Consider the following 14,017-nt stretch of genomic DNA (forward strand, 5'->3'; position numbering starts at 1 on the left):
AGCAAGGAGTGTGGTTATGAAATACGCATTTGACGGCGATTTCCAAGCGTCTTCTTGGCTGAAAATGATGCGAGGCGGACTGGAATATGTGATGGATGCTTACGGTCATGAACACGTCGGGCATCCGGATGACGGCGAGCTTGTGTTTCACCTGGTCGACGCCCATAGGCCGCGACCATTTCGGCGTCAATCGAAGGCTGTGTTTGTGGTCGGAATCACCGAGGTACCACCCGTAGAGGGATCGCCTTTGAATCACGCCTACCCGTTATTATTGCGGTCGTTGTCCAATCTGCTCATTTATGGCGGACCGGATCCCGAACCTTGGGTATATCTAGTGACTCCTGAATTAGGGTGTTATCCGGCTGAGCCGACCCGAGACCGCGACCAGTGGTTTCACACGATTTATGACCGAATCGCTCCGTTGGCCACCTCGCGTCTGGTGATTGACAATATTTTTGATGAAGATTTACCCCCGGAATTGGCCGAAGGGACGACGGTGACGGAGCAGATGCGGCACGCCAGTCGCACGCTGGCCGCTTGGAATTTGTTTCCTACCCCGTATCCGTTGTCGGAGATGTTATCGCCCGCAGACTACCGGCACTTGCAATATGTTTTTAGCATCGGGGGCATTAGCTACGGCAATCTCAGCGCCCGTCATGATCGACACCGCTTTTGGATGTCAGCGAGTGGGGTCGATAAAGGTAAAATTGGCACGGTGAGCCGGGATATTCTTCTGGTTAAGGGCTATGACGCCGAAGCCAACGCGATGCGTCTGTCCGTTTCCCCGGGCTCATCCCCCTTACGTGTGTCTGTGGATGCGGTAGAACATTGGGGGATCTATGAAGCGCACCCCGAAATTGGAGCGATGATTCACATACATGCATGGGTGGATGGCATCCCCCAAACATCGGTAAATTATCCGTGCGGGACCGTCGTTCGGGTCTGAAAGGCGGCGATGGTTCGCCACTGGTACTTGCGGATAAGCGCTTTGACCTGGCCTGGATGGACCGGTTCATGAAATGGTAAATCAGGTGGATGTAGGACTTTGATGTCTCCGGCGAGACACCATGGGCTTTGCGATAGAAGGTGCGCAACGCCGGGGTGTCGGATATCGGTCGTCAAATAGACCGTTGCCGCTTCATCGAGTAGGTCTCGCTTAAAAATTTCGGTGACTTTGATCTGCCCTGCAAACCCATATCGCCCAACCATCTCTAGGTCTTCGCCCGGATGAACAGCTTCGGCCACGGACGCTGGCACGGGCAAGACCATAGGAAGAGGGAAAATCGTCCCGTTGGGCAAGCGCATCGTTTCGCAGACGCTGTGATACTCTTCACCCGTCATGAGGTGCTGCAGGGGAGCATAGGCCCCCCAGGTGAGAAGGGTGACATCCCACGCGACGTCCGCCGTAACCGCAATGACTTTGGCGTATGTCATCGGTGTAACCCACATTCTGTCTTGGTAAATCCCGACCACCGTCCACTACGTTCACTGGTTCCATCGCTCGGCTGGGTACAGGGCATACAGCCAATACTGGGATAGCCTTGGTCGTGTAACGGATTGTAAGGAACCTGCCGCTGATGAATGTATTCCCACACGGCATCATGCGTCCAAAACGCTAGAGGATTGACTTTGATGCGCGAAAAAATGGGATCCCATTCGACGACTTCAGCTGTTTGGCGCGTCGGACTTTGACTGCGGCGAATACCTGTTATCCACGCGGAAGCGGCGGCCAATCTTTCGCGCAGCGGTTCGACTTTGCGTAGTCGGCAGCAAACATCAGGGTGCGTTTCCCAAAGACGGGGACCATACTGTTCGGCTTGGTCGGCAAGGCTTTGCTTGGGGGTGATGAGCTCAATGTGAATGTCGTAGAGATGGCATGCTTGGTCCAATAGGGCGAGGGTTTGGGGGAAGAGGACGCCAGTATCAAGACAAATGACGTGAGGGGTCCATCCGGTAGCATGGGCGGCATCAAGAATGACCATATCTTCCGGTCCCAAACTGGAGGCGATGACAATCGTGTCGCCAAAGGTCTCTTTGGCCCAAATCAGAATGTCTTGGAGGGGGGCGTGGCGTAAAGTGTGTTGCCACTGATTGATGCGCAAGTCAGGGGTCACGATCTGTTCATCCTTTCTTGAAAAGTTTCTAAACGCGGTGGTGTCTGCCAACTTGAGAGCGGCTTTACACTAATATGGCTAAAAAGACGATCGGGTTACTATTATATTAATGGGGTCATGCATTCGGTTGGGAAAGCGAACCGGTCTTCCTGTATGGCACCCTATCTGCGTCGTGTTTCAACGCGTGCGGACCGTGGTCAAGTCGTTTTGAAATCCGCTATAGTAAAAGGGGAGCAATGAAATGGATGGACGCTATCATGCGGATTTGGCAGCAAGTGGCCCCGTTTGACTCGGCGTTGCATAATGCGTTTTATCAACTCCTGCACGCCCCATCGTTGGAGGAGGGCATTGTCGCGACGATCATGCTGGGCCACGATACCGATACCAATGCGGCTATTGCAGGCGCTTTGTTGGGAGCCGTGTACGGGTTTTCCCAAATGCCCGAGCCATGGGTGCAAGTTTTAGACCACTGCCGGCCTGCGCCAGAACCTGGTTGTTTTCGGCCTCGCGCCCCCATCTATTGGCCTGCTAATGCTCAAGAGTTTTTGAAACAGCTGGGCATTCTTCCTCCGGTTTAGCGTATAAGTTCCAAGGAGCAAAGCGACCCCGTCGCATCCACTCCTTGGAGCCGCTTATTGGTTAGGGGCTATCTTATCCAAGATAAACGCAAATTCCTGCGCAAGCTCAGCGAAGCGCTGGTAGCGGCCCGAAGCCCCCGCGTGGCCCGCTCCCATCGCCGTGCGCAGCACAAGAGTGTGGGTATCGGTTTTCACCTCGCGCAGCTTGGCAACAAACTTGGCCGGTTCCCAATAGCCGACGCGTGGATCATTTAGTCCCGTGAATAGCATCATATGGGGATAGTCCTGTGCGGTGATGTTATCATAAGGACTGTAAGATTTCATATACCAGTAGTCTTCTACATGGGCCGGATTGCCCCATTCGTCCCATTCTAATGTCGTCAGTGGGATACTGGCATCAAGCATCGTCGTGAGGACATCCACGAAAGGCACGCCGGGGACGATGACCTGAAACAGATCGGGGGCCATATTGGCGACTGCGCCCATCAGCAAACCGCCCGCACTGCGGCCGCGTGCCGCAAGCTTTTGGGGCGTCGTGTAGCCTTCCTTGATTAAATACCGAGCGGCATCGATAAAGTCGGTAAAGGTATTGCGTTTATGTTGGAGCTTCCCTTGTTCATACCACGCGCGTCCAAGTTCGGCGCCTCCACGGACGTGGGCCGTGACGAGCACAATGCCGCGATCTAACAAAGGGATTTGGGCAGGGTCAAAATGCGGGTCGACACTGACTCCGTAAGATCCGTAGCCATAGAGTATTAGGGGAGCCGGGCCTTGTGACAACGCGTCTACGCGGTATACCACGGACAAAGGAATGGACGTACCGTCTATGGCGGGGGCCCAAAGCCGTTTTTGTTCATAGTGATGGGACTCAAACGGGCGCCCTCCCACCTGTTTGTGGAGCACGGTACGTGTTTGAGTCGTCAGGTTGAATCCCAAGGTGGTTTTCGGGGTGAGAAAAGATTCATAGTCTATCAAGACTTCATCCGTCTCATAGCTGCGGTTAGGGCCTAATGCGACATGATAGAGGTTCTCCGGCCATTTCAGTTTTTCGAGACGTTGGTCTTGGTAATAGATCCAGATTTGGCTCAGGCCCTCTTGACGTCCTTCCAGAATCAATGCATGCGCGAACGGAACAACATCTTGTAGGTAGACGGTCGGATCCACGGGTACGAGATCACGCAAGGAGTCCCATCCAGCAGACTCGTCTTCACAGACCTTGACCGCGAAGTTAGGGGCGCCGTCATTAGTGAGGACGACAAATTGATGGTGCCAATGTTCCATAGAGTATAAGAGGCCCGTGCGCCGCGGTGTGAACACGGTCCATGGTTCTAGCGGGTGGTTAGCATCGAGCCACCGCACCTCGCTGGTCTCTTTATTTTGTGACGTTAAAAGAAGAAAGCGGCCATCTCGCGTTTTTTTCAATGCCAGCGAAAAAGTGGTGTCCTGTTCTTCGTAAATTAAGCTATCCATGGCCGGGTCTGTGCCCCGCTGATGGCGCATGAGACGGTAAGGACGTTGCGAAGCATCAACTAGCGTATAAAACAAGTACGTATTCGTCGCGTCCCATTCCACGCTTTGACTGAGAAAAACATTGGGAATGGTTTCAGGCAAATACGTTTCGGTGTCGATATGTTTAATGCGTAAGGTATAACGGTCTGTACCGTCGCGATTTTCGAGATAGGCTAACCATTGTTGGTCGGGACTCAGCCGGATGAGGCTAACGTGGTAAAAGGTCTGACCTGCGGCGTGTACGTTGATGTCTAACAGCACTTGCTCGTGGGCTGTGCTGAGATCTTTCCGGTGGTGTGCGGCCTTGCGCGCATAGATGGGATATTGCTGGCCCTTGGCCGTGCGCCGATAATAGTAGTAGGGTGGTTGCGCGGCGGCGACTTCCTCGTCGTCTTCGGGCACATAGGCTAGCATCTCTTGATAGAGAGCGTCTGTAAGACTTCGAAGCGGCTGCATGGTTTCTTCGAAATACCGATTTTCATCGTCTAGATAACGAATGACCTCGGGATTATTGCGGTCTTTCAACCAATAATAATTGTCTTCACGCACATCACCGTGAAGGATGTGGAGATAGGGAATTTTTTCAGCGCGTGGAATCATCGTTGCCTCCTAAGCCATAGAACGTCGTGTTGTTAGCGTATGTAGTTATGATGTGACATCTTTGTAGTTCGCGCTAATGCCTTCTCATTCCTCCCCGACCCAGGTGTTTGGCAAAATTTCTTGCCACGAAGACGCCGGAAGACGCCCGTGTCGTACCTCTTGTGGTATAAGCGGTCATAATGCCCCACGGATGCACGCCAGAAAGGGACACGTAAGCTATCTGAGAGCTCTTTGGATCTTGTATTATGGAGACGTAATGCCTCTTCGCTGGTTGTTTGCCTTGTGCGAAATAAGGTGTTTTGGGGGTGAGGTGGCATAAAAAGAAAGCACCAAACCGCTTGTAGCTCATCACAGACCATCACTGATATTAAGGAGAGCACACATGGACCCAAACATTTCGTCACGCATCCGCGTACATAGGCACTCGGAGCGCGGGCATTACGATTTTAACACCATCTACAGTATTATGGATGAAGCCCTGTATTGTCATATCGCCGTAATTCGGGACGGTGTGCCGGTGGTCTTGCCGACGTTGCACGTGCGTATCGAAGACCAAGTATATTTCCACGGAGCTGTCGCTGCGGGGATTTTTAAAGATCTAAAGGAAGAGGCCCATGCGACCTTATCAGTCACCCTCTTAGATGGGCTCGTCCTCGCGCGCTCTGCGTATAATCATTCGCTTAACTACCGGTCGGTGGTGGTTATGGGCACGCCGTATGAAGTCACCGATGTTCGGCACAAAACCTCGGTGTTGGAGGCCATGGTCGAGCATGTCATGCCGGGGCGATGGAATGATTGCCGTAGACCAACGGACGTGGAAATCAAAACCACGCGCGTCTTTGGAATGCCGTTAACGGAAGCTTCAGCAAAAATTCGCTCAGGCCCGCCTCTTGATGATGTGTCCGACTTGAGCTTGCCATTTTGGGCAGGCGTGGTAAATATGAAGCAATTGGCTGTAGAGTGTGTACAAGACCCTCAACAGTCGCCAGACATCACGGCCCCGCCGTATTTGCCCGCCAAATGATGCGCTCCTGAGCCCATGGCGCTGGTGGTTCTTTGAGAATGCCGGAATGTTGCGACTAAATTCAGCGTGTGACTAAGACGGGGGGCATGTTGATGCACTCAGTGGTTGTCGGATTCGATGGGTCGGATGGGAGTTTTGCGGCGGCAGCTGCTGCTTACCGCATATTGGATGCAAGCGGGACATTATGGGCTATTGACATCAAGACGGTGAAGACCTTCTACCGGGACGAAGCCCGTGCTGATTTAGGGGGGGCTTTGCCTCATGACCCTGATTTTTTTGAAAAGCAGTGGGATAGCGCAGCTCACGCGGCGTTTACCCAGTTGGTGCAGATGCCGCATGCGCCCGGGATTGTTGTACGCCATCACGTTTTAAGCCTGATGCCAGGACAACATGGGAGCATTGCTGCCATGCTTGAGGCGTGGGCACGTGAGCACCACGCGGAGGCCATTTGTGTTGGGCGTCATCAGGGGTCTCCCGTTAAGGAAAATTTCCTGGGCAGTGTACCGCACTGGTTAACCACTCACAGCACGTTACCTGTCCTGATAGTGCCTAGCCCTACAGCGCGTTAAAGGAGGCCGCATGTCCTCATACGACATAGCGCGAGTCATGCTTTGGTGGCGAAACCGTGCGGTCTCTTTCGGCAGGTGGGCGAGTCGAGCCCCTCAGGTAGTACGCGGTGCGAATTCACGATGTATGAGAATATATCGCCTTGGGCCCATCTACGGCACGATTTGCAGGATTGGGAAGGTTATAAGGTTCTAATATTAAACAGACAATTGCTACAGATTATTGAAGTTTTAGGGAAGGTTTTATGGTAGCATAACCTTATCGACTGCAAGGTGTCTGAGGACTGATAGCAAATTTCCTCGTTTTTCCTCTCGTGATGAAACCCGCTGAGGACAGGCAGCCTCTGAAGTCACAAGCATAAAATCCCACAGCAGATGCGTTTTATGGAGGAGGCAGTATGGCAAATACATCAGTATTTATTCCTAACAGTGCCGATGATTGTGTACAGTTAGGACCACAGGGGTGGACATCGTGTCAGAGCGGAGAACATGTGGCCGTCTATGGTCCTGTTCACGGTCAAATTATTGGCAAGGTGCATGCCTTTTCGCGAGAAGAAGTTGACCAGGCGATTGGACGATTACAAGAAGGTTTTCAAAGTTGGAAGCGTATGCTTCTCACCGAACGTGCTCACCTGCTTCATCAATGGGCAGATAAGCTAGAAGCGAACAGGGCGGAGCTAGCGGAACTACTGATGTTAGAAATCGCCAAGAACCACCGTGATTCTCTCGACGAAGTGCAGCGCTCGGCGGATTTCATCCACTACACCGCCGAGGAAGGATTGCGACTGGCAGGCGAAACGTTGTTTGGAGACGCGTTTCCGGGTCAAACGCGACAGAAAGTCAGTATTGTTGGCCGCGTACCACTAGGGGTGGTTTTGGCCATTCCTCCGTTTAATTATCCCATCAACCTGGCTGTCACGAAGATTGCGCCTGCTTTAATGGGGGGCAATGTCGTCGTCTTGAAACCGCCGACACAAGGCGCTATTGCGGGGCTGAATATCACACGATTGGCCTACGAAGCGGGGATTCCAGACAACGTCATCATCGCCATTACAGGTTCCGGACGGGTGATTGGCGATTATCTGATTAGCCATCCCCGCGTCAATATGATTAACTTCACGGGTTCGACGCAGACGGGCCAACATATTGCGTCCAAAGCCATTATGGTCCCCTTGCTCCTCGAGCTGGGCGGGAAAGATGCCGCCATTGTGCTCGCCGATGCCAATATTGAACGGGCTCGAGACAATATTGTGAGCGGGGCCTTTTCTTATTCAGGCCAACGCTGTACGGCAGTCAAACGGGTTTTGGTGGTCGAGGAGATCGCGGATCAATTGGCTACGGCCGTGGCCCAAAAGGTGATGACTTTATCGGTGGGGGCACCAGAGGCGGATAGTGTGGTGACGCCTTTGATTTCAAATGAAGCCGCCGATTTTGTTTGGGATATGATACATGAAGCGGTGGCGCAAGGGGCGGTGGCATTGACTCCACTTCGGCGGGAGGGGAATTTGATTTATCCTGTCGTGCTGGATTTTGTAACGCGCGATATGCGGGTAGCTTGGGAAGAACCCTTTGGACCGGTGTTGCCGATTATCCGAATTCATGACGCGGAAGAAGGCGTGGAGTTAGCCAACGCCAGTGAGTACGGGCTGCAAGGCGCCATCTTTACACAAGACGTGTCCCAAGCGTTCTTATTGGCCGAAGAGTTGGACGTGGGAACCGTTCAAATTAACGGCAAAACCTCGCGAGGTCCGGACCATTTTCCATTTGTGGGCACTAAAGCCTCGGGAATGGGTGCCCAAGGCGTGCGCTACTCCTTACTCGCTATGACGCGACTGAAGTCAACCGTGTTGAATCTCTAAGAGCCTTTCGAAGGAGATTTGTACCAGCCAGAAAAACCTCTCCCGATAACGGGAGAGGTTTTTGTGCAATTGTCTCAAATATCGCAATGAATATTCACGCAAATAAAGGTTGTACCGTATCGACTTATTTTAGGGTATTATTCAGTAGTATGCAGTATTCACACAAATAAATCCTTTTGGGAGGATTCTTCTATGCGTAAACGCAAGCAAACGATGGCGTTATTTAGCTTATCAGCAGCTTTGCTTGGCGCCACATTGGCGGGCTGTGGCACGTCATCTACGACGTCGGTACCTCCGGCGAAAAATGTTTCCCAAATCACGATCGGGACCTTATATGCGGGGAGTGGATCGTTTGCAACGTCATCGCTCCCAGAATATGATGGATTGAAGTTTTGGGCCAATCAGGTGAACAAGGCGGGCGGGGTGTTTGTCAAAGCCCTGAATAAGAAAGTGCCCATTAAAATTGTGGCCTATAATGATCAAAGTTCAGCGACAACGGCTACGAGTTTGTATTCGCAATTAATCTCGGTTAACCACGTCAACATATTGGTGGCGGACTTTGGTTCGGTGCTGACATCTGTGGCGGTGCCTGTGGCTGAAGAAAACAAAATGGTGCTGTTCGACCAAAGTGGGACAGGTACCACCTTTTTTACGCCCAATAACCCCTATATTGTTTTGACATCCTTGCCTAACTCAGGGTTATGGCCCGATTCCTTAGCGCAATATTTGATTGGTAAGCATTATTCGCGGATTGCGATTTTGTATGATACCAATGACTTTGACCAGTCTCAGGATCAGACCCTGGTGACCAAATTGAAGGCGGCGGGGATCACGCCCGTCTATAACTCGGGGGTTCCGACAAGCACCTCAAGTTACTCGGTGTTGCTGAATAACATCGCGCAGACCAAACCTCAGGCCGTCATCGAGTTCGGATATCCGAATAATGATGTCTCATTCCTTCAAGCGCTCAAGGCCAGCGGAAGCCAGTATAAGATGGTATTTACGGTCTTCCCCGGACAACTGCCGTCGCTATTTACGAGTAGTGTTGGGCCTTCAGCGATTAATGGAACATACACGTATCCCGCTCCGCCGTTGATTTCTCATGCACACGTCAACTACGGGATGGATTCCAGCCAATTTATTGCCGCGTTCAAGAAGGCGACGGGGGACAATGCCAACTTCTTGAACATTGCTGGTTACAACACGGGTCTTATCATCCAGAAAACGCTGCAAACCGCTAATAGTCTGAGTCAGTTGTCGTTGCGTCACGCCGTGTCCCGTTTTTCGGGCACGATTGAAACATTAGATGGCAAGTTCCAAATTAACTCCGAGGGTGCCCAAACCGGAGAAACCTTGCCCGTTGGAAAAATTTCTGCCAACGCCCAAGGTCAAGTATCCGTCCAATTGATGACCCCGCTTTCATAACGCATTTTATGCCCCTGGTTTACGTGCCAGGGGCCATTCATAGGAGGGGCGAATGCTCGAATACAGTCTTATTGCCGGTATCTTATTTGGCGTCTTTTTTGGATTTATGGCCCTGGGGCTCAATTTGATCTTTGGTGTGATGCAGGTGGTGAACTTAGCGCATGGCGATTTTGTGGTTCTTGGTGGGTACCTAGCCGTCGTGGCGTACGCATCTGCCCATGTCAATCCATTGATGAGTCTAATCTTAGCGTTGGTTCTATTTGTTGTGGTGGCGTACGTGTTGTACTTTCCTTTAATTCCCCGACTAACCAAGTCGAAGGATCCGGAAATGCTCTCGTTGATTCTATTCTTTGGGTTATCACAAATTATTGAGGCGCTTGATGTGATTGGATTTGGCAACAATCCGCGTTCGTTGCCGTTAGCCATTATGGGATCCGCCCCCCTTCATTTTTTGGGCCAGAATTATCAAATGGCATGGGTAATCACCGCACTTGTGAGTTTGATTATGATTGGCGTCACGTATGGGTTTTTATACTATACCCGCATTGGGTATGCGGCGCGAGCCGTTATGGGCAACCGCGACGAAGCGATGGCGAGCGGATTGCCGGTAGCGCAAACTTCTGCCATTATTTTTGCAGTGGGGATTGGTTTGGCTGCGATGGCGGGGGTGATGAGTCCCTTTATGATTGGCAGCATCGACCCGTCTACGGGATTGGGGCTGACCACCATTGCGTTTGCCATTGTGGTGATTGGTTCTCTAGGTAATCCCTTGGGTTCGGTTCTTGGGGGCTTAGTCTACGGCATTTCGGTCATGCTGATGCAAACGTATTTTTCATCGTGGTCTAATCTTGTGCCGTATCTTCTGCTGTTGATTATTGTGTTGGTCAAACCCTCGGGGCTGTTAGGCAGGGGGGTGCGCAATGCTTAGTCCGAAGCTCGTGAGTCGGCGGTCTCATATGGGCACGAATGTCGCCATCCCGGTTGTCTTACTGGCAGCATTTTCTGTGGCCCCCATGGTTTACGCTAATCAAGCGGTGATTTTTCAAATGATGGCCTTTATGGTTTTGGCCCAAGGTGTGAACTTATTATATGGGTTTACAGGCTATTTGCCGTTTGGTTATGTCGGTTTTTTCGGCATTGGGGCGTATGGCATGGCCATGGGCATTGAGATCTTTCATCTTCCGGGCCTGGTGGCACTCATTGTGGGTGCCTTGTTTTCCGTCATTGTGGCATTGATTCTGTCTCCGCTATTGCGTCTATCGGGGGCCTATTTTGCTATTAGCAGTCTTGCCGCGTCTGAGGTTTTGTATAATGTGGTCGCCAATCCGGCCCTCGTGCATCTCACGAATGGGCCGTATGGGGAATCATTAGTGCAAAGCTATCATCCTGAAACGAGTTACATTGCCATGGTCGTGTTGTTGATTGTGACCACGATCATTGTCATCGTCATCAAAAATACCGCGTTTGGCCGTGCCCTCATGGCCATCCGTGAAGATCCCGTGAGCGCTGAGATGGCGGGCATTGCAGTCGTGCGCACGCGCACCATAATTTGGATTGTCAGCGCAGTCATCGCCGGGTTGACGGGCGCAATTTTTGGCTGGCATTTGTCTGTGTTTTACCCCAGTACCGTGTTTGATCTCAGCATCAGCATCCTAGCCATTGTGTTTACGTTATTCGGGGGAGGCGGCACCGCGATTGGCCCTATTTTGGGGTCGGTCGTCTTGTACGGGCTCTATAACGCGATTGGGATCTCCGACCCCCAATATTTCGAATTGATTTATGGACTGCTCATTGTGCTGTTGGTATTGTTTTTGCCTGGCGGAGTGGTCTCACTCTTGCAACGGAGGGGAAACTATGTCCCGTGAACCCCTATTACTCGTCGATAAAATTGTGAAGACCTTTGGCGGATTTAAGGCCTTAGATGGCGTGAGCCTTCAAGTTGCGCCAGGGGAAATTCTAGGGTTGGTGGGGCCCAATGGCTCCGGTAAAACAACCCTTATCAACGTCATTTCAGGACTCTATCGTCCGGATGGCGGGCTTGTGCAATATCAGGGCCGCACCATCACGAACTGGCCTATGCATCGGCGTGCACGGCACGGGATTAATCGGACGTTTCAAATTCCTAAGCCATTTAAAACCTTGACGGTGGCGGAAAATGTTGAACTCGCGCATCATTTTGCCCGGCCCGGAGCGATGACTCCGCGGGAAGTTCTGGAGTTTACCGGCTTAGCGGATGCTGCGGATCGGTTAGCGCAGAGCCTCAATAGCAGTCAACAGAAGCTGTTGGATTTAGCCCGGGCCTTAACGACAGGGCCCGAGTTGGTGCTCGTGGACGAATTGGCGGCGGGTCTTGGCCCCCACGAACTACACCAAATGGCGGACAGCTTGCGGCATTTGGCGGATCGGGCAATGGCGCTCATCGTTGTCGAGCATCATTTAGGGTTTGTCAATCAATTGACGGACCGGGTGATTGTGATGAATGCAGGCAAGGAAATTTTTGAAGGGTCGTTGGCCTTAGCCGCACAAGACCCTATTGTGTCGGCGGTTTACCTCGGTAACGACGCGGTGGACGTTAGCTCCGTGCAATAGGTGATGGCGAGAAGGGGGAAGCATACATGGCCATACTCGAGGTGGCAGCGTTAAGCGGTGGCTACGGGACCTTGCAAGTGCTATCCGACATTACGTTTGTGGTGGATCAGGGTCAACAAGTGGTTCTGCTGGGTGCCAATGGAGCGGGCAAAACCACATTGCTTAAAACGGTTGTCGGCTTATTACCCGCTTGGCAGGGGCATGTTAAGTTCGGCGGTGATGATGTGGTGCATTGGCCCACGAGTCGGCGTGTTCGCGCTGGCATGGCCTTCTTATCCGAAATTGGTGTCATTGCGACATTGAGTATTGAAGAAAATCTTAAACTGGGTGCGTATTATCTTTCCGGCTCCCAATCACGGCAACAATTGGATCGGATTTATCAACAATTGCCCTTGCTGAAGGCGCGCCGCAAGCAAGCGGCAGGAAGCCTCAGTGGCGGTCAACGAAAAATTTTAGGATTTGCTAAAGCGTTGATGGGTCAACCCCGGTTAATATTGATGGACGAGCCGTCATCCGGATTGGCTCCTGTGATGGTGAATGAACTGTTGGGGTTGTTAGAAACCTACCGCCGTACGGGACCCGCTTTTCTTATTGCCGAACAAAATATTAAGTTTTTACAGGGTGCTGACCATGTTTACGTCTTGGACAATGGTCGTGTGCACTTTGATGGATCGCCGGAAGAGCTTGATGCGGACACTCATATTAAAGCCGCGTATTTTGGATTGACTTAAGGAACTGGCGCGTGAGGCGCCAGTTTTTTTCGTAGTAGAGGCAAAAAACTGTCTTCTAGGGGCACGTCGTGATATAGCCAGCAAGAACCCGACCAGATCAGCGCATCTTGGACTAAGGGGACATAGTTGCCATCCCAATCATAGACATCGTAATACCAATGAATGGCATACCCTGAGCTGACGAGGGTGATGGATAAGAAGCTAGGGACCGACGGAGACGCTCCCGCTTGCGCGCTTAGGCGCCATAAATCCGTGCGCCGTGCGTGAAGTTCAAAGGGCAGCTCTTCCTCTACGAGCCAATTTTGTAAATGCTGAAAGAGGCGATGCGAGGGCGCATCGGGATCGGTGATCTCCCAGTGTGCAATCGCGCACGACGGTTTGGTTAGGCATGCCACGGGACTATAGGCACGCGGCACAGGCGGCACATGGATGCGAGAGCGAAACTGCTGCCGAATATCAAGCACATAAGAAAGACTAACCACCGCAGTGGTTGCGATGACCATACCTAAGGCTATCAGTCGTGTCGTTCTCCAGAACAAGAAGGGCGTTGTCCATAACAGGCCTTGCCAGATCCATTCACGGATCTTAAGAGCACATGGAGAATGCCTTACAGACCGAGCCGTCGGCGGGGGAATACGGCCTAGAAAGCCCAGGAACGCTTGCTGAGCTTTATGCATGATATTGCCCTCGTTCTGTCCTACTTCCGTCCATGTATCCTTGTCATATTTTAAGGTCCAGTGGACCGGCGTCGAAGCGGTTTGGGCTTCCCACAGCGCCCATGAGGTACCTGCACGGATCCGCCATAAAGGGGGCCATACTTCATGCTGGTGGCTATAGGGATTGTCATCCCGCGTCCAGACTACGACCCACGTCATTGTCGAAAACGCTTGATGACGATGAATGATGATGCGTTCGCCCAAGTCTGCGACGGCTTCATGAATAATGGTCTCTAAGGATTGCCATGATGGCCTCAATCGCTATCCCTTCCCCGATATCCGTATCCCGTTCCTCCTAGTTATTAT

At 52.0% G+C, this 14,017-nt stretch carries 14 protein-coding genes; 10 read left to right on the forward strand and 4 right to left on the reverse strand.

Translation table 11 applies throughout. The annotated features are described in order from the left end of the window. The first annotated feature begins 16 nt into the window (after positions 1 to 16). Positions 17 to 946: a class II aldolase/adducin family protein gene (locus tag ORD20_RS15700; protein ID WP_430626351.1), complete on the forward strand. Its 930-nt coding sequence runs from the start codon at positions 17 to 19 to the stop codon at positions 944 to 946. Here ORD20_RS15700 and ORD20_RS15705 read toward each other — a convergent pair. Continuing rightward, positions 916 to 1,434, reverse strand: coding sequence for a hypothetical protein (locus tag ORD20_RS15705; RefSeq protein WP_430626352.1), 519 nt, complete (start codon positions 1,432 to 1,434; stop codon positions 916 to 918). The genes ORD20_RS15700 and ORD20_RS15705 overlap by 31 nt on opposite strands. Further along, positions 1,431 to 2,114, reverse strand: coding sequence for a phosphoadenylyl-sulfate reductase (locus ORD20_RS15710; protein ID WP_242968330.1), 684 nt, complete (start codon positions 2,112 to 2,114; stop codon positions 1,431 to 1,433). The genes ORD20_RS15705 and ORD20_RS15710 overlap by 4 nt, the downstream gene beginning before the upstream one ends. 236 nt (positions 2,115 to 2,350) lie before the next feature. Here ORD20_RS15710 and ORD20_RS15715 point away from each other — a divergent pair, with 236 nt between their 5' ends. Beyond that, the gene (locus ORD20_RS15715; protein ID WP_430626353.1) at positions 2,351 to 2,692 is read left to right on the forward strand and encodes an ADP-ribosylglycohydrolase family protein; all 342 of its coding nucleotides are present in this window, start codon (positions 2,351 to 2,353) and stop codon (positions 2,690 to 2,692) included. Between the two features lie 54 nt (positions 2,693 to 2,746). Here the strand turns inward: ORD20_RS15715 and ORD20_RS15720 are convergent, their stop codons facing one another. Next, entirely contained in the window at positions 2,747 to 4,801 is a 2,055-nt protein-coding gene (locus tag ORD20_RS15720) for a S9 family peptidase (RefSeq protein WP_103374743.1), read from the reverse strand. 382 nt (positions 4,802 to 5,183) lie between these two features. Here ORD20_RS15720 and ORD20_RS15725 point away from each other — a divergent pair, with 382 nt between their 5' ends. From ORD20_RS15725 to ORD20_RS15760, 8 genes are all read left to right on the forward strand, one after another. Continuing rightward, on the forward strand, positions 5,184 to 5,825 hold the full coding sequence (locus tag ORD20_RS15725) for a pyridoxamine 5'-phosphate oxidase family protein (RefSeq protein ID WP_103374742.1): 642 nt from the start codon (positions 5,184 to 5,186) through the stop codon (positions 5,823 to 5,825). A gap of 92 nt (positions 5,826 to 5,917) precedes the next feature. Further along, the gene (locus ORD20_RS15730; RefSeq protein WP_158246193.1) at positions 5,918 to 6,394 is read left to right on the forward strand and encodes a universal stress protein; all 477 of its coding nucleotides are present in this window, start codon (positions 5,918 to 5,920) and stop codon (positions 6,392 to 6,394) included. Between the two features lie 395 nt (positions 6,395 to 6,789). Next, a complete protein-coding gene (locus tag ORD20_RS15735) occupies positions 6,790 to 8,250 on the forward strand; it encodes an NADP-dependent glyceraldehyde-3-phosphate dehydrogenase (protein ID WP_103374740.1) in 1,461 nt (486 codons plus the stop codon). 192 nt (positions 8,251 to 8,442) lie between these two features. Next, a complete protein-coding gene (locus ORD20_RS15740) occupies positions 8,443 to 9,675 on the forward strand; it encodes an ABC transporter substrate-binding protein (protein ID WP_103374739.1) in 1,233 nt (410 codons plus the stop codon). Positions 9,676 to 9,727: 52 nt separating this feature from the next. After that, the gene (locus ORD20_RS15745) at positions 9,728 to 10,603 is read left to right on the forward strand and encodes a branched-chain amino acid ABC transporter permease (RefSeq protein WP_103374738.1); all 876 of its coding nucleotides are present in this window, start codon (positions 9,728 to 9,730) and stop codon (positions 10,601 to 10,603) included. Beyond that, a complete protein-coding gene (locus ORD20_RS15750) occupies positions 10,596 to 11,540 on the forward strand; it encodes a branched-chain amino acid ABC transporter permease (protein WP_207654620.1) in 945 nt (314 codons plus the stop codon). Before ORD20_RS15745 ends, ORD20_RS15750 begins: the two co-directional genes overlap by 8 nt. Then, positions 11,530 to 12,264, forward strand: a complete 735-nt coding sequence (locus ORD20_RS15755) for an ABC transporter ATP-binding protein (RefSeq protein ID WP_103374737.1) — start codon at positions 11,530 to 11,532, stop codon at positions 12,262 to 12,264. The genes ORD20_RS15750 and ORD20_RS15755 overlap by 11 nt, the downstream gene beginning before the upstream one ends. 26 nt (positions 12,265 to 12,290) lie before the next feature. Beyond that, positions 12,291 to 12,995 carry an ABC transporter ATP-binding protein gene (locus tag ORD20_RS15760; protein WP_103374736.1) on the forward strand — a complete coding sequence of 235 codons (705 nt, stop codon included), beginning with the start codon at positions 12,291 to 12,293 and terminating at the stop codon, positions 12,993 to 12,995. Here ORD20_RS15760 and ORD20_RS15765 read toward each other — a convergent pair. Beyond that, a complete protein-coding gene (locus ORD20_RS15765) occupies positions 12,992 to 13,969 on the reverse strand; it encodes a hypothetical protein (protein ID WP_103374735.1) in 978 nt (325 codons plus the stop codon). The genes ORD20_RS15760 and ORD20_RS15765 overlap by 4 nt on opposite strands. Positions 13,970 to 14,017: the final 48 nt, after the last annotated feature.

This window comes from Sulfobacillus thermotolerans, assembly GCF_039623705.1.
Lineage (GTDB): Bacteria > Bacillota > Sulfobacillia > Sulfobacillales > Sulfobacillaceae > Sulfobacillus > Sulfobacillus thermotolerans.

Excerpts from the sequence above, each read along its gene's own strand:
- ORD20_RS15700 (WP_430626351.1), top strand. The coding sequence starts at position 17 with ATGAAATACGCATTTGACGGCGATTTCCAAGCGTCTTCTTGGCTGAAA.
- ORD20_RS15705 (WP_430626352.1), bottom strand. The coding sequence starts at position 1,434 with ATGACATACGCCAAAGTCATTGCGGTTACGGCGGACGTCGCGTGGGAT.
- ORD20_RS15715 (WP_430626353.1), top strand. The coding sequence starts at position 2,351 with ATGAAATGGATGGACGCTATCATGCGGATTTGGCAGCAAGTGGCCCCG.
- ORD20_RS15720 (WP_103374743.1), bottom strand. The coding sequence starts at position 4,801 with ATGATTCCACGCGCTGAAAAAATTCCCTATCTCCACATCCTTCACGGT.
- ORD20_RS15725 (WP_103374742.1), top strand. The coding sequence starts at position 5,184 with ATGGACCCAAACATTTCGTCACGCATCCGCGTACATAGGCACTCGGAG.
- ORD20_RS15730 (WP_158246193.1), top strand. The coding sequence starts at position 5,918 with ATGCACTCAGTGGTTGTCGGATTCGATGGGTCGGATGGGAGTTTTGCG.
- ORD20_RS15735 (WP_103374740.1), top strand. The coding sequence starts at position 6,790 with ATGGCAAATACATCAGTATTTATTCCTAACAGTGCCGATGATTGTGTA.
- ORD20_RS15740 (WP_103374739.1), top strand. The coding sequence starts at position 8,443 with ATGCGTAAACGCAAGCAAACGATGGCGTTATTTAGCTTATCAGCAGCT.
- ORD20_RS15745 (WP_103374738.1), top strand. The coding sequence starts at position 9,728 with ATGCTCGAATACAGTCTTATTGCCGGTATCTTATTTGGCGTCTTTTTT.
- ORD20_RS15750 (WP_207654620.1), top strand. The coding sequence starts at position 10,596 with ATGCTTAGTCCGAAGCTCGTGAGTCGGCGGTCTCATATGGGCACGAAT.
- ORD20_RS15755 (WP_103374737.1), top strand. The coding sequence starts at position 11,530 with ATGTCCCGTGAACCCCTATTACTCGTCGATAAAATTGTGAAGACCTTT.
- ORD20_RS15760 (WP_103374736.1), top strand. The coding sequence starts at position 12,291 with ATGGCCATACTCGAGGTGGCAGCGTTAAGCGGTGGCTACGGGACCTTG.